General features: G+C 73.3%; 15 protein-coding genes. 7 read left to right on the forward strand and 8 right to left on the reverse strand.

Translation table 11 applies throughout. The features are described 5' to 3' along the window. Window positions 1–17 precede the first annotated feature (17 nt). On the forward strand, window positions 18–608 hold the full coding sequence (locus OHB01_RS36930; RefSeq protein ID WP_328854620.1) for a TetR/AcrR family transcriptional regulator: 591 nt from the start codon (window positions 18–20) through the stop codon (window positions 606–608). 366 nt (window positions 609–974) lie between these two features. On the opposite strand, the gene OHB01_RS36935 is transcribed toward OHB01_RS36930, so the two are convergent. Next, a complete protein-coding gene (locus OHB01_RS36935) occupies window positions 975–3188 on the reverse strand; it encodes a thiamine pyrophosphate-dependent enzyme (RefSeq protein ID WP_142645358.1) in 2214 nt (737 codons plus the stop codon). Between the two features lie 211 nt (window positions 3189–3399). Here OHB01_RS36935 and OHB01_RS36940 point away from each other — a divergent pair, with 211 nt between their 5' ends. Continuing rightward, window positions 3400–4737 carry a hypothetical protein gene (locus OHB01_RS36940; RefSeq protein WP_142645359.1) on the forward strand — a complete coding sequence of 446 codons (1338 nt, stop codon included), beginning with the start codon at window positions 3400–3402 and terminating at the stop codon, window positions 4735–4737. Between the two features lie 114 nt (window positions 4738–4851). Here the strand turns inward: OHB01_RS36940 and OHB01_RS36945 are convergent, their stop codons facing one another. Both OHB01_RS36945 and OHB01_RS36950 read right to left on the reverse strand, forming a co-directional pair. Continuing rightward, window positions 4852–5943, reverse strand: coding sequence for a magnesium and cobalt transport protein CorA (locus OHB01_RS36945; RefSeq protein WP_328854621.1), 1092 nt, complete (start codon window positions 5941–5943; stop codon window positions 4852–4854). 201 nt (window positions 5944–6144) lie between these two features. Further along, entirely contained in the window at window positions 6145–6639 is a 495-nt protein-coding gene (locus OHB01_RS36950; protein ID WP_328854622.1) for a GNAT family N-acetyltransferase, read from the reverse strand. Between the two features lie 84 nt (window positions 6640–6723). On the opposite strand from OHB01_RS36950, the gene OHB01_RS36955 reads away from it, so the two are divergent. Both OHB01_RS36955 and OHB01_RS36960 read left to right on the forward strand, forming a co-directional pair. Next, on the forward strand, window positions 6724–7434 hold the full coding sequence (locus tag OHB01_RS36955; RefSeq protein WP_142645550.1) for a M50 family metallopeptidase: 711 nt from the start codon (window positions 6724–6726) through the stop codon (window positions 7432–7434). Window positions 7435–7475: 41 nt separating this feature from the next. Beyond that, window positions 7476–7649: a MerR family transcriptional regulator gene (locus tag OHB01_RS36960; RefSeq protein ID WP_205829777.1), complete on the forward strand. Its 174-nt coding sequence runs from the start codon at window positions 7476–7478 to the stop codon at window positions 7647–7649. Window positions 7650–7678: 29 nt separating this feature from the next. Here OHB01_RS36960 and OHB01_RS36965 read toward each other — a convergent pair whose 3' ends face one another. After that, a complete protein-coding gene (locus OHB01_RS36965) occupies window positions 7679–8461 on the reverse strand; it encodes a GntR family transcriptional regulator (protein ID WP_142645361.1) in 783 nt (260 codons plus the stop codon). 86 nt (window positions 8462–8547) lie between these two features. On the opposite strand from OHB01_RS36965, the gene OHB01_RS36970 reads away from it, so the two are divergent. Further along, window positions 8548–9831 (forward strand): hydroxyacid-oxoacid transhydrogenase, encoded by a 1284-nt coding sequence (locus OHB01_RS36970; RefSeq protein ID WP_221889853.1) that lies wholly within the window; start codon window positions 8548–8550, stop codon window positions 9829–9831. Window positions 9832–10053: 222 nt separating this feature from the next. Here OHB01_RS36970 and OHB01_RS36975 read toward each other — a convergent pair whose 3' ends face one another. Both OHB01_RS36975 and OHB01_RS36980 read right to left on the reverse strand, forming a co-directional pair. Next, window positions 10054–13578 (reverse strand): AAA family ATPase, encoded by a 3525-nt coding sequence (locus OHB01_RS36975; RefSeq protein WP_328854623.1) that lies wholly within the window; start codon window positions 13576–13578, stop codon window positions 10054–10056. 115 nt (window positions 13579–13693) lie between these two features. Next, on the reverse strand, window positions 13694–14794 hold the full coding sequence (locus OHB01_RS36980) for an exonuclease SbcCD subunit D (protein ID WP_142645364.1): 1101 nt from the start codon (window positions 14792–14794) through the stop codon (window positions 13694–13696). Window positions 14795–14921: 127 nt separating this feature from the next. Here OHB01_RS36980 and OHB01_RS36985 point away from each other — a divergent pair, with 127 nt between their 5' ends. Continuing rightward, window positions 14922–16427: an alpha/beta hydrolase family protein gene (locus tag OHB01_RS36985; protein WP_328854624.1), complete on the forward strand. Its 1506-nt coding sequence runs from the start codon at window positions 14922–14924 to the stop codon at window positions 16425–16427. A gap of 99 nt (window positions 16428–16526) precedes the next feature. Then, the gene (locus OHB01_RS36990) at window positions 16527–18053 is read left to right on the forward strand and encodes an LCP family protein (protein WP_328710542.1); all 1527 of its coding nucleotides are present in this window, start codon (window positions 16527–16529) and stop codon (window positions 18051–18053) included. A gap of 43 nt (window positions 18054–18096) precedes the next feature. Here the strand turns inward: OHB01_RS36990 and OHB01_RS36995 are convergent, their stop codons facing one another. Next, on the reverse strand, window positions 18097–19092 hold the full coding sequence (locus OHB01_RS36995) for an enolase C-terminal domain-like protein (RefSeq protein ID WP_142645367.1): 996 nt from the start codon (window positions 19090–19092) through the stop codon (window positions 18097–18099). A gap of 107 nt (window positions 19093–19199) precedes the next feature. Then, window positions 19200–20555: an MFS transporter gene (locus tag OHB01_RS37000; RefSeq protein ID WP_328854625.1), complete on the reverse strand. Its 1356-nt coding sequence runs from the start codon at window positions 20553–20555 to the stop codon at window positions 19200–19202. Window positions 20556–20571 lie beyond the last annotated feature (16 nt).

A 20571-nucleotide genomic window follows, 5' to 3' on the forward strand; every position in this document is an offset into this window, starting at 1 on the left:
CCGTCTACCATGGTGCCGTGAAGACCGGGAGGACCGAGAAGACCCCTACCCGCAATCGGCGGGCCGAGATCCTGGAGGCTGCCGCGGACCTCTTCGCGGCGCGTGGCTTCCACGGCGTGTCCATCGAGGACATCGGTGCGGCCGTGGGGGTGTCGGGACCGGCGCTCTACCGGCACTTCAGCGGCAAGGAGGCGCTGCTCACCGAGATGCTGCTCGACATCAGCGAGCGGCTGCGCGAGCAGGGGGCGCGGCTGGCCACCACCGCCGACCCGGACACCGCGGAGGCCACGCTCGACGCGCTGCTGTCCGGGCACATCGCGTTCGCGCTGACCCATCCCGCGCTCATCCGCGTCCACGAACGCGAGCTCGACAACGTGCCGGAACAGGCCCGCCGGGCCATCCGGCGGCTGCAGCGGCTCTACGTGGAGGAGTGGGTGACCGTGCTGTCCGAGCTGCACCCCGCGTGCCCGCCCGCGCGGCTGCGCGCCGCCACCCACGCGGTCTTCGGCCTGCTCAACTCCACCCCGCGCAGCGCCGGGGAACTCGCCCCCGAGGCCATGGCCGGCCTGCTCCGCGACATGGCCCGCGCCGCGCTGGCACGCCTCTGACCGGACGGAACATTTCTCCAAGACACCCAGGTCCCGCGCCTGCGACGCTCGACGTCCGGCACGGCCCCAGGCAGGGGCCGCGCAGTGAGGAGCGGCAGGAGGGACGATGACGAACAACGCGGACAGCACGGACAACGCGCCGGGGTCCGGCCTGCCGGTGCTGGTCTGGATCCACGGCGGCATGTTCACCAAGGGGTCCGGATCCGTCCCCGGCTATCGCGGCACCTCCTCCGCCCGCGACGGGGTCGTGTGCGTCACGATCAAAAGAACGGCTGGCCGCCGAGACCGGATGGAGCCGCAAGCGCCTCTGGTCGCGGTTCCGCGCCCAGATCGGCCTCACCCCCAAGCGCGTCGCTCGGCTCGCCGTCAGGCGAGCAGCTTGCGGGCGGCGCGTTCGATGTCGGACTCCGACAGCAGTACGGTGCCCGCGGCCGGGCCTAGCGGCACGAAGCTGTCCTGCGAGGTCACCCGGGCGATCGGACCGCGGAAGCCGTTGTCGACGAGTGCCGCGATCACGCTCTCGGACACGCCGCCGCTCTGACGGGTCTCGTCGGCGATCAGCACACGGCCGGTCAGCTCGGCCGCGCGCATGAGGTCGTCGACCGGCAGCGGCGACAGCCACCGCAGGTCGAGCACCCGGCAGCCCATGTCCTCCGCCGTGAGCCTGACCGCCGCACGCAGGCTCATCCGCAGGCCGTTGCCGTACGTGACGATGGTCAGGTCGCGGCCGTCGCCGTACGAGCGGGCGCGGCCCACCGGCACGTGCGTCTCGGCCCAGCGTGCGGGCGGCGCGTACGGCGCGAGCCAGCCGTCGTCGCCCTCCTCGAAGAGGTCACGCGTGTGGTAGAGCGCTATGGGTTCGAGGAACACGCAGACGCTGCCGTCCGTGCGGGCGGCGGCCAGGCAGGTGCGCAGCATCGCGGCCGCGTCGTCGGGCCGGGCCGGGGACGCGACGATCACCCCGGGAATATCGCGCAATGCGGCAATTGAGTTGTCATTGTGAAAATGTCCCCCAAAGCCCTTTTGATAGGCATATGAGGCGACTCGTACGACCAATGGATTGCGATACGCGCCCTGCGAGAAGAACTGCATGGTCGACGCCTCGCCACGAATCTGGTCAAGCGCGTTGTGCAGGTAGGCGAGGTACTGGATCTCCGGCACCGGCAGCAGCCCCGACACCCCTGCCCCGAGCGCGAGACCGAGGATCGCCTGCTCGTCCAGGAGCATGTCGAAGACCCGCTCGGCCCCGAACCTGCGCAGCAGCCCGCGCGTCACGCCGTACACCCCGCCCTTGCGGGCCACGTCCTCGCCGAACACCAGGACACCGGGGTCCACCGCCATCGCGTCGGCCAGCGCGCGGTTGATCGCCTGGGCGACCGTCAGCCTGCCCTCCTGCTCCGGCAGGGTGGTGAAGGCGCGCTCACGCGCCTCGGCGGGCGCGGACCGCACGACCTCGCCGGCCACCGCCTCGGGACGGCGCGGCGCGAGCGGGGCCATCACCTCCGCGGCCGTCGTGAGCCGGGGCCGCCGGGCGCACTCCGACGCCAGCTTCAGCACATGGTCGCGCTCGGCCTCGTAGCGCGCCAGCAGCTCGTCGGGCTCGGCCAGGCCCGCCTCCACGAGCAGCCGCGCCGTACGGACGAGGGGGTCGCGCTCCAGGTCGGCGGCGATCTCCTTGCGGGTGCGGTAGCCGATCTCCACGTCGGAGCCGGCGTGGCCCATCAGGCGCACGGTGCGCAGGTGCAGGAACGCCGGGGCGCGGTTGGCGCGCACGTGCTCGACGGCGCGCCGCGCCACGTCGTAGGTCTCGGCCAGGTCGCAGCCGTCGGCCTGGAAATACTCCAGCAGGGGGTGCCGGGCCTGCGTGACCCACTCCGGCGGCGTCTTCACGCTGATGCCGAGGCCGTTGTCCTCGCACACGAAGAGCACCGGGATCTGCAGCCCGCGGAAGCGGCCGTACGCGGCGGTGTTGAGCCCCGTAAGCGCGGAGGCGTGGTTCATCGAGGCGTCGCCGAAGCTGCAGACGGCGACGGCGTCCCCGGGCCAGGGCGAGGGCAGGCCGAGCATGCGCGCCCGTTCGATCGCGAAGCCGACGCCGACGGCGCGCGGCAGGTGGCTGGCGATCGTGGAGGTCTGCGGGATTACCGCGAGGTCAGGATGGCCGAACACCTTGTGCCGGCCGCCCGCGATCGGCTCCTCGGACGACGCGGCGATACCGAGCAGGACGTCGCGCAGCCCCTCCTCCGCCAGCCGCCCGGCCTGGGCCGAGCGGGTCAGATAGAAGGCGCCGGACCGGTAGTGCAGCAGCGCGGGGTCGTCCACCCGGAGCGCGGCGGCGACGGCGGCGTTGCCCTCGTGCCCCGACGACCCGATCGTGTAGAAGCCCTCGTCGCGCTCACGCATGACGCGGGCGGCGACGTCGAGGAGACGGCTGCCCAGTTGCACCGCGAACAGCTCACGGCACCGCGTGCCCGTCAGGCTCGTGCCCGGCCGTACCGGCAGGTCCGGGTCCCGGGCCGGTCCGGGCGTCAGCGCCCCGACGGCCTCGGCGAAATGGGTCTCCACAGCGTCGCGCACCACACGGACGATTATGTCGCAGGATGCACGCTCCGTCCCGCACAGCGACAAGTCCGTATACAACCGGTTATCGATCATGTGCTGTGACACAAATCGATGACGATAAGTTCTAAGGCTAAACCACGGAGGGTATTCGCCCGTCTACTCATTACGAAAGACGTGGCACCCTCATGCCGCGTTCAACGTTCGACCACCGGAAGGATGGTTCACCGGAATGTTGAAACGCATCCATGCCGTGATCGCGGCAGTGGCCCTGGGAGGGGCGGTCCTCGTCGCGCTCCCGGCCACCGCCGGCGCGGCGACGGCAGCAGGTCCGAGCGACCTGGCCGTCTCCCCCAGCCCCGTCGTCGTCGCCAGTGGCGCCGGCACGACGGCGACCTTCACCTACAAGGCGCCGGACAAGGGCGCGGCGAGGCTGGTCGACCGCGACGGCCGGACCGTCCCGCTCGATCCCGCCCCCGCGGGCTACGGCGCCTACACGGCCAAGTACGGCTTCACCTTCAGCGACGAGCCGGGCGTCTGGACGTTGCAGGTGCGGGCCGGCGGCGGGGTCGCGACCAAGGAGTTCCAGGTCCACTGGACCACCGACCTCGACTTCGACGCCGCACCCGACGTCGTCGACAAGGGCGACCGCATCAAGCTGTCGGGCACGCTGACCTACCGGAACGGCGCCGGCCCGCAGGCGTACGACGGGCAGAAGGTCTACATCGCCTTCAAGCCGGTCGACGGCTCCTACAGCCGGGTCGGCTCGGTGACGACCGACCGCAACGGCCGCTTCTCGCTCGACCAGACGGCCGACAGGACCGGCTGGTGGCGCGCCGAGTTCGAGGGCGCGTCCGACGCCGAGCCCGCGACGAGCGACAGCGACAAGGTCGACGTCAAGGTCAAGGCCAGCCGCACCAGGATCACCGGCTTCGACGCCTCCCCCGAGCCCGTCGACGCCGGTAAGACGCTGCGTCTGCGCGGCAGGCTGGAGATCTCCGGCTTCGCCGGCTGGAGCGGCTACCCGGGCCGGCAGGTGAAGATCCTGTTCAAGCCGGCCGGCGGTTACAGCTGGCAGCACGTCACCACCGACTGGACCGACTCCAACGGCCGCTTCTCGGCGGACGTCAGGGCCAGGATCTCCGGCTGGTGGCGGGCCGAGTTCGAGGGCGCCACCGGGGCGGGCTACTCGGCGAGCGCGACGGACTACGTGACGGTCCGCGTGCCGCGGCCGACGCCTCCGCCGCCCGCGCCCAAGGCCCACACCCGGATCGTCCAGTTCAACGCCTCGCCGGAGCCGGTGAAGTATCACCGATACCTCACCTTCACCGGCCAGCTCCAGGTGTGGGACCACCCCTGGGAGGGCTACGGCCACCAGAAGGTGACCGTGTGGTTCAAGAAGCCCGGCGGCTCCTGGCACTACGCCAAGACGCTGTGGACCAACAGCACCGGCAGGTTCTGGGGCAAGACCACGGCGTCGGCGTCCGGCTACTGGAGGGTCGTCTTCGGCGGCAACGGCGAGGCCGACGGCTCCAAGAGCCGGATCGACTGGGTGCGCGTGAAGCGCTAGACGATCCTGCGTGAGGATCCGTTCAAGGGTCACTGAGCCGGCCCGGGGCGTGCCGTACGCCCCGGGCCGGTTCGCGTGCGCACCCAAGTCACGCGCCCGGGTCACGCGCCCGGGTCAGAGCCAGTCGCGGCGTTTGAAGACCAGATAGAGCGTGACGCAGACGACGCCCATGAGCATGATCGCCATGGGATATCCGAGCAGCCAGTGCAGCTCGGGCATGTGGTCGAAGTTCATCCCGTAGATCGTGCCGACCAGCGTCGGGGCGAACAGGATGGCCGCCCACGCCGAGATCTTCTTGACCTCGTCGCCCTGGGCGATGCTCGCGGCCGTGAGCTTGGTCATCTCCTCGTTCTGCTGCTGGCTGACGAGCGTGGAGTTGACGACGAGGATGTCCTGGAGCATCTGCCGGAAGCCCGCCACCCGCTCGGTGACCGTGATGACGTGGTCGGACACGTCGCGCAGGTAGCGCTGCAGCTCCTCGTTCACGCCATATTTGGGCGAGCCGGCGATGAAGCCGTCGAGCATCGGGACCAGCGGGCTGGTCGCCCGCTGGAACTCGATGACCTCCCGCGACAGGCTGTAGATGCGCCGGGGCGCGGCCGGGTCGCCGCCGAAGACCTGCACCTCGATCTCGTCGATGTCGTTCTGCAGCCCGGCGACCACCGGGGCGTAGCCGTCCACCACCGCGTCGAGGATCGCGTACAGCACGGCCTGCGGCCCCTGCCGGAGCAGGTCGGGGTCCGACTCCATGCGCCTGCGCACCTTGGACAGGTCGGGCGCCTCGCTGTGCCGTACGGTCAGCACGAAGTCGGGGCCGACGAAGACGTGCAGCTCGCCGAAGGCGACCTTCTCGGGCTGGTCGAGATACTGGGCGGCCCGCAGCACCACGAACAGCGTGTCGCCATAGCGGTCGGCCTTGGGCCGCTGGTGGGCGACGATGGCGTCCTCGATGGCGAGCTCGTGCAGGCCGAACTCCTCGGCCGCCTTGATCAGCTCGGTCTCCTCCGGCCGGTAGAGGCCGATCCACGCCATCGCCCCCGGCCGCGAGCGCAGCGAGGCGATCGCCTCGGCCAGCGACGGCGGCGAGTCCACACGCTCGCCGTCCATGTACACGGCGTTGTCGACCACGCTCTGCCGGAACGGCTCCCCCAGGTCCGCGCGGGGATCCATGGAGTGCTCGGGAGCCTGCTCCGGTTTCGCCCTCATCAGCCCGCCCAATCCACTCAATCCGCGCAGTCCACGCATACGCCGCTCAGCCACACGTAGAAGGTAACCGCCCCCGTCGCCCTTACCCAGGCGGACCACGCGGACCGGCTGGTCATCGCGGCGACCCTGCTGTTCCTGCCCGGCGGGCCCGGCCTTCGGGCGGCTCGTCGAGGACGGCCGCACACCGTCTCGGCCGTCGCGCTAGAGGAGCAGTTCGAGTTCGAGTTCGTGGCGGATCGGGATGCCGTCGGCGTGGGTGGGGATCGAGGGCTTCAGCCGGCGCGCGGCCTCGACCGCGTCGCGGTGGACCGCCACCAGGTCGAACCCGTACCGCTGGTAGAAGCGCAGGGCGCGGGTGTTCTCGTTCGTGGTGACGAGCCAGAGCCGCCTGACGCCCGCGCGCTCCGCCTCGGCGCGCACCCCGTCCAGCAGCGCCCGCCCGACACCCCGCCCTGCCTCCGTCGCGTCGAGTGTCACGATCTCCCACTCGGCGTCCGACACCGCCCGGTACGTCAGCAGTCCCACGGGCCGCCCCTCCACCCTCGCGAGGAGCGCCCGCTGCGCGGACGCGTCGATGAGTTCGCCGTGGACGGCGACGTGAGGGCCGCCCCACGACTCGGCGAGGATGCTCCCGACGGACTCCGTGTCCGCCGGCACCACCGGATCGACGGTGACGGCTCGCTCGGCGGTGGACATGCCCGGAGTGTACCGATCAACGCCGGCCGGGTGGACAGGTCCGCGGCCGGCGGGCCGCCGCCGTACGATCTCGGGGTGAACCCCCTGAACGCCCTGTGGAACCACCTGACCGCCGTCCAGATCGCGCCCCCGCTCTGGCTGGTCGTACTGACCGGGTTCGCCGCTCTCGTCGTCATCGCCTATCCGGCGTCATGGCACATCTCACGCGGCCTGATCACGATCGCGCACGAGGGGGGCCACGCGCTGGTCGCGGTGCTGACCCGGCGCAAGCTGCGGGGCATCCGCCTTCATTCGGACACTTCGGGCGTGACGCTCACCAGGGGCAGGCCGACGGGCCCCGGCATGATCGCCACAGCCGCGGCGGGATACGTCGCGCCCTCGCTGATCGGGCTCGGATCGGCCTGGCTGGTCTCCGACGGCCGGATCACGATGCTGCTGTGGGCCGTGCTCGCGCTGCTGACCTGCATGCTGCTGATGATCAGGAACTTCTTCGGCGCCGTGACGCTGCTCGCCGTGGGCGGCGCGGTCTTCGCGCTGTCGCGGTTCGCGCCGCCCAATATCCAGTCGGCCTGCGCGTACGCCGCCGCGTGGTTCCTGCTGCTCGGCGGGGTGCGGCCGATCCTGGAGCTGCAGGCCAAGCGCCGCCTCGGCCGTGCCCCGGACTCCGACGCCGACCAGCTCGCCCGGCTGACCCGCGTGCCCGGCACGCTGTGGGTGCTGCTGTTCCTGCTCGTCTCCGCCGCCGCGTTCGTCTACGGCGGCTATCTCCTCACCGCCCGCTGGCTGCCCTTCTGAGCCGTTGACCTTGACGCGACGTCAACGTCTGTAATGAGGCCATGCGGATCGGAGAACTCGCCGCGCTGGCCGGGGTGTCCACCCGTACCGTGCGGCACTACCACCACCAGGGCGTGCTGCCCCAGCCGCCGAGACGGGTCAACGGCTATCGCGAGTACGGCCTGCGCGACACCCTCCGCCTCGCCCGGGCCCGCAGGCTGACCGGCACTTCCTGACCTGTCTCGTAAGGCGGCCGACCGGCCCTTTACGTTGTAGATTCGTTTGCTGCGTCGCGAATGAGGGCGATGTCGGCGGGGTCGGCGGGCAGGCCGTTCTCGGCCGCGGCCTGGGCCACCAGGAGCTCGCCGGTGTGCGCCACGTGGGCGCGCATCGCCGCGGCGGCGGCGTCCGGGTCGCCGCCGAGGACGGCGGCGAGGATCGGCTCGTGCTCCGCGGCGACGTCCGCCAGCGAGCGGGAGCGGTCGACCGTGGAGGCGCCCAGCGTCACCGTGGCGTCCCTGAGCCCGGCGACGACCCCGGCGAGCCGCCGGTTGGCCCCCGCGGCGAGGATCGCGTCGTGGAACGCCCGGTCGTGCCGCATGAAGCGCGGCTCGTCGTGTCCGGCCGCGGCGGCGCGCATGGCCTCCAGCTCCTCGCGCAGCGCCCGGGCGAGGCCGGGACCGGCGTCGCGGGCCGCCCGCCTGGTCGCCGGCACCTCCAGCAGCATCCGCAGGTGGAACACCTCGGCGATCTCCCGGGGATCGCGGCGCAGCACCCGGAAACCCCGGCTCCGCTCGAACCGCACCAGGCCGGCCTCCGCCAGCCGGAGCATCGCCTCGCGTACGGGGGTGCGGGAGACGTTGAGCTGCTCGGCCAGCCGATAGACCGAATAGAGCTCCCCGGGCCGCAGCTCCCCCGAGTGGATGGCCTCCCTGACCGCCTCGATGACCTGCTCGGTGAGACTGGACGTGCCGGCGACCGCTCGCACCGTCTGATCACCCTCCGGAGTGGGCCCGCCCGCGTACGGCGGCGCATTGACATGCAGCATGCTACATGCCAGGTTCCCATCGGGAACGCCCCGCAACCGGCATCACGCCCTGCCCGCGTGAGCCCCCGGATGGAAGGCCAGCGATCGTGATCGTCCCGAGCAATCCCGAGTCCGTCTTCACGTACGGCGCGCCCGCCCTCAAGTTCGGCCCCGGCGCGTCCGCCGAGATCGGCTTCGACCTCGGGCAGTACGGCGCGCGCCGCGTGCTGGTGGTGACCGACGCGGGCGTGGCGGCGACGGGCGCTCCGGCACGGATCGCCGAGCAGATCGCCGGGTTCGGCATCCACGCGGAGGTGTACGACGGCGTGCACGTCGAGCCCACGGACGAGAGCCTGCTCGCGGCGATCGGGCACGCCCGCGCGAGCGGCCCCTGGGACGCCTTCGTGGCGGTCGGCGGCGGATCGAGCATCGACACGGCCAAGGCCGTCAACCTGCTGACGACGAATCCGGGCGAGCTGATGGACTACGTCAACGCGCCGATCGGCGCCGGGCGTGCCCCCTCCCGCCCGCTCAAGCCGCTGGTCGCGGTGCCCACGACCACGGGCACCGGCTCGGAGAGCACGACGATCTGCGTGCTCGACGTGCTCGGCCTGAAGGTCAAGACGGGGATCAGCCACGCCCGGCTCCGTCCCGTGCTGGCCGTCGTGGACCCGGATCTCACGATGACGCAGCCGCCCGAGGTGACCGCGGCGGCGGGGATGGACATCCTCTGTCACGCCCTGGAGAGCTACACCGCCCGGCCGTACACCTCATACGAGCGCAGGCGGCCCGAGGAGCGCGTGCCCTACTGCGGGTCGAACCCGGTGGCGGACATGTGGTCGGAGCAGGCGATCCGGCTGCTCGCGGGCTCGTTCCGCACCGCCGTACGGCACGGCGACGACGCGCGGGCGCGGGGCGCGATGGCGCTGGCGGCGACGTTCGCCGGGCTCGGGTTCGGCAATGCGGGCGTGCACATCCCGCACGCCAACGCCTATCCGATCGCGGGCCGGGTGAAGGACTTCCACCCGCGCGGCTACCCCGGCGGCGAGCCGATGGTGCCGCACGGCATGGCCGTGGCGCTGACCGCTCCGGAGGCGTTCCGGTTCACCTTCGACGCGGACCCGGCGCGGCACCTGCGCGTGGCCGAACTGCTCGATCCGTCGGCGGCGAAGCCGGACGAGCCGTCGGAGTTCCTGCCCGGCGTGCTGACCACGCTCATGCGCGACGTCGGCATCCCGAACGGCATCGGCGGCGTGGGATACGCGGAGGCCGACGTGCCGGCCCTGGTCGAGGGGGCGATGAAGCAGCAGCGGCTGCTCACCACCGCCCCCAAGCCCGTGCGAGAGGAGGACCTCGCCCGCATCCTCACCCGCTCGCTCGCCCTCTGGTAAGAGGGCCACGCATCGGCCGCCGTCCGGTGCGGGCCGGCTCCGGGGTCGCTCTGCGGTGCGGTGCGCAACCCACGCTCGCTTCACGTGCGAGCGAGCTGTCACAGTCGCCTCGCGGCATGGGCTCCGGCGGCGGGGCTGCGGTTGGGCGGGGCTGCGGTGGCGGGGCTTCTCGGGCAGGACTTCTCGGGCAGGACTTCTCGGGCAGGACTTCTCGGACAGGGCTCAGTGGTGCGAGAGGGTGGAACCGGAGCGGCCCTTGACCACGCGGAGCTGCGCGGGGATGCGCACCCGGAGCTCGGCGACGTGGCTGACCACGCCGACGGCCCGGCCGCCCTCGCGCAGGCCGTCGAGGATGTCGAGCACGTCGTCGAGCGTCTCGTCGTCGAGCGTGCCGAAGCCCTCGTCGACGAAGAGGGTGCCGATCTCGGCCCCGCCCGCCTCGTCGGTCACCACGTCGGCCAGGCCCAGCGCCAGGGCGAGCGAGGTGATGAAGCTCTCGCCGCCGGAGAGCGTGGCCGGGTCGCGTTCCACACCGGTCCAGGCGTCGAGCACGCGCAGGCCCAGCCCGCCGCCCGACCGGCCCCGGTCGCCCGCGGACCGGTTCAGGTCGTGCCGCAGCAGATAGCGCCCGCCCGACATGTGGTCGAGCCGCTCGTTCGCGGCGTCGACGACCTGGCGGAGGCGCTCGCCCAGCACGTACGCCGACAGCCTCATGTGCCACCGGTTGTCGCCGGACGTGCCGGTCGCCAGCTCGGCGAGCCGGCGCGCCAGGCGGTGCCGTTCCTCTGCGGGCCGGTAGGCGCGCAGCGCGGCGTCCAGTTCGGCGGCGAGCCCCGTGAGCTGGTCGAGCCTGGCCTTCGCCCGGTCGTGCGCCGAGGTGCGGGCGGTGTGGTCGCGCTCGGCGCGCTCGTGACCGGCTTCCAGCTCCGGCAGGTCGGCGGGGGGCTCGGCCGCCGCCGCGACCAGCTCGGGATCGGCGAGCAGCCCTTCGACCGTGGCCCGTTCGGCGTCCAGGTGTCCCAGCCGCTCGGACATCGCCTCCCGTTCCTCCGGCGTGCGCACGGCGGCCGAGGCGTGCTCCACGCTCGCGAACCCCTCCGCGCGGGCGGCCCTGGCCGCCTCGGCCAGCGCGGTCTCGCTCTCGCGATCGGCGGCGGCCGCCGTGGCCGCAGCCTCGGCGGCCTCCCTGAGCAGATCCGCCTCCTCACGCAGCCGGTCGAGGCGGGCGGCGAGCGAGGGATCCTCGCCCCGGGCGGCGTCGATCACCTCGGCCAGCCTGCGCTCGCCGGCCTCCAGCCCGTCCCGGTGCGCGCGGGCCTCGGCGAGCGCCGCACCGGTGCGCGCGGCCCGCGCGCCCAGCTCCTCCAGCTCGGCCGCGAGCCGGGCGGCCTGGGCGGCCAGTTCCTCTTCGGCGGCGGCCAGGGAGCGGGCGCGTTCCAGCTCCGCCTCCGCCGTCGCGAGGTCGCCCTCCAGCCCGGCGGCGAGCCGCTCTCCCTCCGCGAGCAGCGCGTCCCGCCTGGTCCTGGTCTCGGTCAGCAGCCCGGTCAGCTCGGCCGCCCGGTCGCGGGCCGACTCCAGCTCCGCCGCGAGCCGCCCGGCCTCCGCCTCGGCCGCCGCGACCGCCGTCTCGGCCGCGCGCAGCCGCGCCAGCTCCTCGCGGGCGTCGGCGAGGGCGGCGGACGCGTCGTCCTGGGACAGGCCCCCCGCACGCGCCGCGGCGTCGCCGAGCCGCGACGAGAGCGCGGCGACGGTCGTCTCCGCCTCCTCGCGCGCCCGCTGGGCGGCCTCGAACGCCTCCTGCGCCGCCTGCTCGTCGTCCGCGGTCGCGGCCCGTGCGGCGGGCGCGGCGGGGCCGGGGTGTTCGGTGGCGCCGCAGACGGCGCAGGGCGCCCCGGGCACGAGCCCGGCCGCCAGCTCGGCGGCCATCCCGTCGATCCTCGCCTGGCGGACCTCCTGCAGCCGGTCGCGACGCTCCTGGGCCAGGTCGACGGCGGCGCGCCGGTCGTGCTCGGCCTCCTCCAGCTGGGCGGTCAGGGCGTCGCGCAGCCGCGCGGCCTCCAGCCGGTCCCCCGCCATCTGCGCGGCGGCCTCCAGCGCGGGGACGCGCGCGGCCATGTCGCGCAGGCCCCTGAGCCGCTCCTCGGCCCCGGCCAGCAGCTCCGGCAGCTCCGCCTGCGCGGCCCGGGCCCGCGCCTCGTCATCGGCGAGCCGGGCCAGTTCCGCGTCCAGCCGCGCGGCCTGCCCGGTGACCTCCCGCAGGCGCAGCGCGGCGTCCCTGACGGCCGTCAGGCCCGGCAGGCTCGCCGCCGCCGCACGCGCCCCGGCGAGCCGTTCCTCGACGTCGAGCCGCTCGGCCGGCAGGGCCGCCAGCCGCCGCGTCAGCTCCGCCTCCTGCTCGGTCAGCTCCGCCAGCGCGCGTTCGGCGTCGGCGCGCTCGCCTCGCACCTGCCGCAGGCGCTCCTCCTCCGGGAGGATCTGGCTCACCCGGGCGATCTCGTCGCGCCGCTCCCGCTCCAGCACGGCCAGCCGCTCCGGATCCGGCAGCTCGGTCTCGATTCGCTCCGTGTCGATTCGCTCGGTCTCGATTCGTTCCGTGTCGATTCGTTCCGTGTCGATTCGTTCCGTGTCGAGCCGCACGGCACCTTGCCGCGTGGCCTCCCGCCGGTCCGCGTCCGGTTCCCCGTCGGGCTCCGGACCGAGGCCGGGGAGCACGCGGAGCACGGCGTCGGCGGCCACCCACCGCGCCTTGGCGGCGGTCTCCGTCCGCTGGACGGCCTGCCGGATCAGCGGCGCCACCCGGTCGGCGCGGGCGGCCTCGTCGAGCATCGCCTCCAGGTCCGACCGCTCGTCCGCCGCCGCGTCGAGCTCCTGCCGCCGGGCGAGTGCGGCGGCGTGCCTGCGCTGCCGGTCGGCCAGGGCACGGCCCTCCTCCAGCCGGGCACGGGCCGACAGCAGCGCCTCCTGGCTGGCCGCGCGGGCCGTGACCGCGTCGGCGAGCGCGCCGCGGGCGAGGCCGAGCGTCTCCCCCGCCCAGGCCGCGGGATCGCCGGCCTCCTCGGGCAGCGGCAGGTCGTCGCCCGCCGCGCCGCGCATGCGGTCGAGCACCGACTCGACCCGCTGGCCGAGCTCCTGCGCCTCCCGCCACGTGCGCGTGCGATGGTCGGCCAGCCACCGCTCCACGTCGCTGAACACCCGCACGGAGAAGAGCCGTTCCAGCAGCTCACGTCGCTCCTCGCCGCCTGCCCGCAGGAACTTCGCGAACTCGCCCTGCGGCAGCATCGCGACCTGGCAGAACTGGGCCGCGGTCATGCCCGTCAGCGTGTTCACGAAGTCGCCGGCCTCGTCGCTGCGGGTGCTGCGCACGACCCACTGCCCGCCGGGCTCGGTCAGCTCCTCGACGCGGGCCTTGGCCTTCTCCTCGACCAGGCCGGAACCCCGCAGCTTGGGCCGCATCCAGGCGGGCGAACGGGTGATGCGCAGCCGCCTGCCCCGGATCGTCAGCTCCAGCGTGACCGACGGCCCGCGGTCGGGCGGCGCGTGGTCGCAGCGCAGGCTCCGGGCGCTCTCCCGCTGACCGGGCACCCTGCCGTACAGGGCGTAGCAGACGGCGTCGAGCACGGTCGTCTTGCCGGCGCCGGTCGGCCCGTGGATCAGGAACAGGCCCGCCTCGCCGAGCGCGTCGAAGTCGACCTCCTCGGTGCCGGGGAACGACCCGAACGCGACCATGCGCAGCCGATGCAGCCTCACCGGACCTCCTCGCTCGCCCGCGGGAAGCCCCCGCGTTCCCGAACCTCAACCCGCCCGGCGGACGACGGCCTCGCCCGCCCGGCCGCCGTGCCGTACCTCGCGGCGGGGCGGCCGTTCACGCGCTCTCCTTGATGCGGCACGCCTCGACCGCCTCCTGCAGCAGGCGCCGTTCGTCGTCGTCCGCGGGCTCGCCGCGAACCTCGCGGACGAAGTCGAGCGCCACCTCGATCTCGGCCCGGCCGGCGATCCTCGCCCGGGCCGCGGGCCCCTCGGACGCGCCGTCCGGCTGGAAGACGAGCGCCAGCGTGTGCGGGAAGCGCCGGCGCAGGCGCTCCATCGCCTCGCGCGGACGCACCGGGTCTGTGAGCGTCACCTGCAGCCAGTGGTCCTCGTAGCGCTCGAAGCGGCCGTCGGTAAGCAGGTCGTCGATGCGGCCCCGCACCGTGCTCACCGGCCGGGGCACCGGGGCGGGGACGAACTCCGTCAGACCCGAATCGAGGTCGGCCAGCCAGGAGCCCTTGGTGTGGCCTGCCTCGGAGAAGGAGTAGGCGATCGGCGAGCCGCTGTAGCGGACCGTCTCGCTCATCACCTGACGGCCGTGCAGGTGCCCGAGCGCCGCGTAGTCGACCCCCGAGAACGCGCTCACCGGCACGTGCGCGACCCCGCCGACGCTGATGTCCCGCTCGCTGTCGCTGGCCTCTCCCCCGGTGACGAACGCGTGGGCGAGCACGACCTTGCGCGCCGCCGGATGCGCCCGCACCCGGTCCATCGCGTACGTGATCGCGGCGGTGTGGCTGCGCTCGGCCAGCTCCCACGGCCCCTTGACCAGCTCGGGCTCCAGGTAGGGGATGCCGAAGAACGCCACGTCTTCGATCATCACCGGCTCCCAGGCCCTGGCGGGGTCGGTGCGCAGGTGCACCCGCTCCATGAGGTCGGCGCCGAATCCCAGCCGTACGGCGGAGTCGTGGTTGCCGCTGATGAGCACGGTGTGCACGCCGAGCGCCTTGAGCCTGGCCAGCGCCTCGTTGCACAGCGCGACCGCGTCGACGGGAGGCAGGGCGCGGTCGTAGACGTCGCCGGAGACCACGACGACGTCGACGTGCTCGGCACGCACGGTCTCGACCAGGTGGTCGACGTACGCCGCCTGGGCGCCGAGCAGGCTCTCCCGGTGGAACGACCGGCCGAGGTGCCAGTCGGAGCTGTGCAGGACACGCATGTCGCAGGAAGCTAACAGGTCCCTCCGACAAACGCGGCCCCAACGGCCCCTCTGGTGCATGACGCAAAGAAGGAGTAATGACTTAGCCTGGGTTCGGTATCACGAGTACGCATGGGGGAGCGGCCTCATGAACGTCGGCCGGGGCACTCTCGGAGTGATCGCCGGTGTGCTGATGGTGGCACTCGCCGCGGTCGGTCACTTGCTCTCCCCGCCGGCCTTCGACCCGCCACCTCTGTCCGCTTCGCCCCAGTTTCGCGACTTACCTCCCCAGCCCGCCGCGGAAGTGCGGCCGGTCGCCCGCACCGACAGGTTCCGCACCGAGACGCTCCTCGTGCCGGCGAAGAACGAGACGCTGAAGGCGACGATCAGGGCGCCCCTGTCCCCGGGACGCCATCCCGCGATGGTGTTCGTGCAGGGCTCGGGGTCGGGCGACGGCGGGGAGTTCACCCAGCAGGCCGAGTGGCTGGCCGGCGCGGGCATCGTCACGCTGGCGTACGACAAGCGGACGGTGGGCTACTCCTTCCGCAGCCGCGACTTCGGCCTGCTCGCCGACGACGCCCTGCGCATGCTGCGGGTGCTGCGCGCACGGCCCGACGTCGACCCGGCGCGCGCCGGCCTGTGGGGCGTCAGCGAGGGCGGCTGGGTCGTCCCGATCGCCGCCGCGCGTGATCCGCAGGCCGCGTTCGTGGTGCTGGTCTCCTCCCCGAACGTCTCACCGCTGCGCCAGGTCGCCTGGGCGCTGAACGAGCAGTTGCTGCGCCTGCACGCGCCGACCGGCGTACGCGACCTGCTCACCCGGGCGATGGGCGGGGTCGGCTTCGACTTCCTGCGGTACGACGGGGTGCCCGCCCTGCGCGGGATCACCCAGCCCGTCCTGGCGTTGTACGGCACCGACGACCCGTCCATCCCCTTCGTGGAGAGCACCGAGACGCTCACCGCCGCCCTGACCGAGGGCGGCAACACCGACTACACGATCCGCTTCCTCGCCGGGGCCGACCACGCCATGCGGATCCACGGCGGGCCGTACGTCCCGGACTACCTGCCCACGCTCGCCAACTGGATGAAGGACCTGCCGCGTACGGCCAAGCCCTCGGTGGCGATCGCGGGGGCGACGCCGGTGCAGCGTTTCGAGGCCGCCGACGTGCCTGCCGCGCCGTGGTGGGGCAACAGCACGATCCTGTGGCTCACGCTCTGCCTGGCCGCGGTCGGCTACGTCGCGGCGCCGGTCACCGAGATGGTCGTCCGGCTGCGCGGGCGCGACCTGCGGCTGCAGGCCAGGATGGAGGCCACCGTGCAACTGTGGCCGGCCCTCCGGCGGCGGCTGCGCAGGATGGCCTGGACCGGCCTCGGGGAGCTCGCCGCGGTCCTGGCGTTCATCACGCTCATCGTGCTGTTCTCGGTCAACCAGGCCGGCGCCTGGCCCGCCGTACAGGCCGGATGGCTGGTCGTGCGCCTGCTCGCCCTCCTGATGCTCGTGCAGACGGTCACGACGTTCGCGGCGGTGACCGGCGGCCTGCGGGACGGCTGGGAGCCGACGCCCTGGCAGAAGAGCGTCCTCGCCGGTGTGCTCGGCGGGACCGCGCTGCTGCTGCTGACCGCCGCCTACTACGGGCTGTTCGCCTTCCCCTGGTAGGCCGGCCTCAAGGTCGAGTCCCGGTCAAATGCCGGTATGGACTGTTCCCGCTCGTGCCGCCGACGGGTTTTCCGGGGCCCGTGTCGCTTCAATTGACGCGTGGTCACCCCTGATCTCGCACCCCGGAACGGCGCCCGGCCGTCGACGCGTCGCGGCCGCCCGGCGTCCGCGGCCACCGCCCTCATCGGCTGGGTGGCGCTGTCGGCGGTGCTGCCCGGGGCGGCGCACCTGCGCGCGGGCCGGTGGCGCACCGGGCTGCTCCTGCTCGGCGGCTACCTGACCGTGGTCGTCGCCGTCGTGTGCGTGGCCCTCGGCGCGGACGCCGGCCTCGCCGGACGCGCGCTCGGCTGGCTGGGCCAGATCTCGCTGGTGTTCGGGGCCTGTGCCGTCGCCTGGTTCTGGCTGGTCATCCGTTCGTACGTCGTCCTGCGGCCCGGCCGGCTGCCCCGCAGGGGGCAGGTCCTCACCGGCCTGGTCGCGGGCGTGCTCGCGGTCACCGTCGCGGTGCCGTTCGCGATCGCCGCCCGATATGCGCGCGTATCCGAGGAGACCCTCGACTCGCTGTTCGCCGCGCCGGCCGGGACCGGCCAGGCCGCCGGTGTCGTACGCCGGGAGGACCCGTGGGCGGGCCGCGACCGGGTCAACGTGCTCCTGCTCGGGGGCGACTGGGGCGACAACCGGATCGGGATGCGCACCGACAGCATCAACGTCGCGAGCGTGGACGTGCACACCGGCAACACCGTGCTGCTTGGCCTGCCGCGCAACCTGGAACACGTCCGGTTCCCCCCGGGCAGCGCCATGGCCGCCCGCTTCCCCTTCGGCTTCCAGCTCCCGGAGTATCACCCCGGCTGGCGAGAGGACCTGCTGTTCTCGGTGTGGCAGTACGCCGACGACCATCCCGAGCTGTTCGGCGGGCGGCGGAACATGGGCGCCGAGGTCCTCAAGGAGACGGTCGGCCACATCCTCGGCCTGCGGATCGACTGGTACGCCCTGGTCAACATCTGGGGCTTCGCGAAGATGATCGACGCCCTCGGCGGGCTCGTGGTGTCGGTGGACCGCGACATCGTCTACGGCCTGCACGACGAGGGCGTCGTCAGGGCGGGCACCCGGCGGCTGAACGGCACCGAGGCGTTGTGGTACGCGCGCTCCCGCACCCTCAGTGACGACTTCGACCGGATGCACCGGCAGCGGTGCGTCCTCGGGGCCCTGCTCTCCCAGGCCGACCCGGCCACCGTGCTGACGCGGTTCACCGAGATCGCGGCGGCCACCCGCAGGCTGCTCAGCACCGACGTGCCCCGGCCCATGCTGGAACACCTGGTGCCGCTGGCCTGGAAGGTCAAGCACGCCGCGATCACCAGCCTGCAGTTCGTGCCGCCGCTGATCAACACCGCCTATCCCGACTGGGACCGGATCCGGCTGCTCACCGCCAAGGCGATCCGCGCCTCCGAGCACGCCCAGGCCGGTCCGTCCGCCCCACCGTCCGGCGCCCCGTCCGCTCAGGGACGGCACCGGCATCGGCACCGGCACTCGCCGCCGCCCTCCCCCACGCCCGTGCTCTCGCCCGAGGGAACGCCGAGCCCGATCGACGACGGCTGCGGGGCGCCGAGCGCGGCGATGACGAGCTGAGCCGGGCTCTCCCGGCCGCGCCCGCCTCAGACAGGAGCGCGGGTCAGACGCGGAACGACGCGCGGGCCATGCGGCGCACCCGGTCCTCGTCCACCGTGTGCCCGAGACCCGGCTGGGTGAGCGGCACCGCGACGACCCCGCCGGACGCGCCGACGGGCGGGAGCACCACCTGCGCGCTCTTCGGCGGCTCTGCGACGTCGCTGGGCAGCGAGCAGCCGGGCAGGCTGGCGACGGCGACCGTCGCGGCCCGGGCCAGCCCCGCCCCGAGGCCGCCGGCGCAGACGATGTCCCACCCGGCCTCCACCGCACGGTCGTGCGCGAGCCGTACGGCGCCGAGCGAGCCGAACTTCGCGGGACGCAGCAGCAGCGCCCGGCCCGCGTTGAGGCTCACCGCCTCGTCGAGCTCGGCCACCGAGGCCACCTCGACGGCGACCTGGGCCGACACCCGGTCTTGCAGGTCGGCGCTGGTCAGCAGGTCCTTGAAGGGGCGCTCGATGGCCACCACCCCGTAGGCGTCCAGCGCCTCCAGCTGCGCGATCTCCGTGTAGGCGCCGCGCCCGTCCACCGCGATGGCCAGGCCGGGATAGGCGGCGCGCACGGCGCGCAGCGGCTCGACGTCCCAGCCGGGGTGGACGTCGAGGGTCACGTGCCCGTAGCCCGCGCACACGTGCCGGTTCACCCGGGCGACCATGCTCTCCAGGGAGCGGTCCGCCGACAGCCTGACGGTCGCGATCAGCGACGTGCGGCTGCCGCCGAGGGCGTGGGAGAGCGGGACGCCGTTCATGCGGCCCCACAGGTCCCAGCAGGCCATGTCTCCGGCCGCGCCGCCGGGGATCTCCCCCAGCTCCGACGGGTGCTCCCAGTCGATGCCGATGAGCGCGGGCAGGGCCCGCTCGAGCGGGCCGGCCTCGGCGGGATCGACGGCCTCGCCCCACCCGACCATGCCGCCGTAGTCCGTGATCTTCACCAGGACGGTCTCCGGACGCCTGCCGTACGGCAGGGTCATCCTGAAGACCTCCAGCTCCCGGACACGCGGCACTCGGATCCCCTCGCTTCTCCCCCCGGACCCGCCGAAGGCCGCCCCGGCGGCGCCTCGGTGGCGCTACGTCCGGCCGGCCTGCTCTACGGCGGGATATCCGGGATTCCCTAGACCTCCATGGTGCCCGGTTCGCGGCGGTGCTCGAAACGGCCGCCCACGAGAGTGGCCGTGCCCGCCATGACGACCAGCAGGCCGAGGCAGGTCACGTACACCCACGGACGGCCCCCGTACGCGGCGAAAACGGCCCCGGTGACCGCGACGGCGACGACGGAGAAGACCGACTCTCCGATGCTCAGCGACGAGCTGTTGCGGCCCTCCTCCCCCGGCGCGGACAGCTCCAGCACCAGCACCGACAACGTCGGGAAGATCATCCCGATGCCCAGGCCCGCCACGATCCAGCCCCCGAAGACCACGAGGGCCGGCGTGGCGGGGATCACGATCAAAGCGGTGACGCAGATGCCGGCGGCGATCAGGGTCGCGCCGAGGCGGATGGTCATCGCCCGCGCGTGGGGCCTGCGGCCCTGGATCCACGAGCCGAGCGACCAGGCGAGTGCCCCGCCGGTGAGCGCGAGCCCGGCCTCGGCCGTGTTCAGGTGCCGCTCCTGCACCAGCATCAGCGGGACGAACACCTCGGCGGCGAAGAACGCTCCGGCGGCCAGGCCGCGCAGCGCGATCACGGTGGGCAGTCCGCGGGCGGCGCGCAGCGTCCCCTTCGGCAGCAGCTTCGGCAGCGTCAGCGCGAGGATCGCCAGCCCGGCGACCGCGAGGACGATCCCCGCGCCCGCCGCGCCGCTGCCGTACTGCAGCAGCGCCGCGCCGATCGCGGCGCAGACGCCCCAGGCGAACCGGGGCAGGAAGGCCCGGCCCATCGCCTCCCTGGGCTGCCCCTCCCCGGCGGGCAGTCCCCGATACATGATCAGCGCGGCGGGGAGCGACAGCACCGCCACGCCCAGGAAGATCAGGCGCCAGCTCCAGGTCTCCGCCACGAAGCCGGTGACGGCCGGGCCGACCACGGACGGCAGCACCCACGCCGCGGCCAGCACGGAGAACACCCGCGGGTGCATGGCCGAGGGGTACGCCTGGGCGACCAGGACGTACAACGCCACGTTGAACAGACCACCGCCGAGCCCCTGGAGGAACCGGCCCACGAGGAAGACCTCCATGTCGGGCGCGAACCCGGACACCGCGAGCCCGGCGAGGAACCCCGCCACTCCCGTCCACAGGGCGGGGTACGGCCCCCGGGCGTCGCTCCAGCGTCCCCCCACCACCGTGGCGATGACGTTCGCCGCCATGCCGCCGCTGAACGCCAGGCCGTAGAGGTGGTAGCCGTTCAGCTCCCGGCCGATGAGCGGCATCGCGGTGGCCACCGCCAGATATTCGAACGCCACGAGCATGACGAGAGCCACGATCCCGACGCTCAGGGCACGGTAGCGCCGGCTGAAGACGGCGGCTGGAGCGGTCATTACCGAAGACATGATA

It is taken from the genome of Microbispora hainanensis (assembly GCF_036186745.1).
GTDB lineage: Bacteria > Actinomycetota > Actinomycetes > Streptosporangiales > Streptosporangiaceae > Microbispora.

Bases quoted from the DNA above. Each gene is read 5' to 3' on its own strand.
- OHB01_RS36950 (WP_328854622.1), bottom strand. From the start codon at position 6,639: ATGTCCACCGCCGAGCGAGCCGTCACCGTCGATCCGGTGGTGCCGGCG.
- OHB01_RS36960 (WP_205829777.1), top strand. From the start codon at position 7,476: ATGCGGATCGGAGAACTCGCCGCGCTGGCCGGGGTGTCCACCCGTACC.
- OHB01_RS37000 (WP_328854625.1), bottom strand. From the start codon at position 20,555: ATGACCGCTCCAGCCGCCGTCTTCAGCCGGCGCTACCGTGCCCTGAGC.
- OHB01_RS36980 (WP_142645364.1), bottom strand. From the start codon at position 14,794: ATGCGTGTCCTGCACAGCTCCGACTGGCACCTCGGCCGGTCGTTCCAC.
- OHB01_RS36945 (WP_328854621.1), bottom strand. From the start codon at position 5,943: ATGAGGGCGAAACCGGAGCAGGCTCCCGAGCACTCCATGGATCCCCGC.
- OHB01_RS36985 (WP_328854624.1), top strand. From the start codon at position 14,922: ATGAACGTCGGCCGGGGCACTCTCGGAGTGATCGCCGGTGTGCTGATG.
- OHB01_RS36965 (WP_142645361.1), bottom strand. From the start codon at position 8,461: ATGCTGCATGTCAATGCGCCGCCGTACGCGGGCGGGCCCACTCCGGAG.
- OHB01_RS36940 (WP_142645359.1), top strand. From the start codon at position 3,400: ATGTTGAAACGCATCCATGCCGTGATCGCGGCAGTGGCCCTGGGAGGG.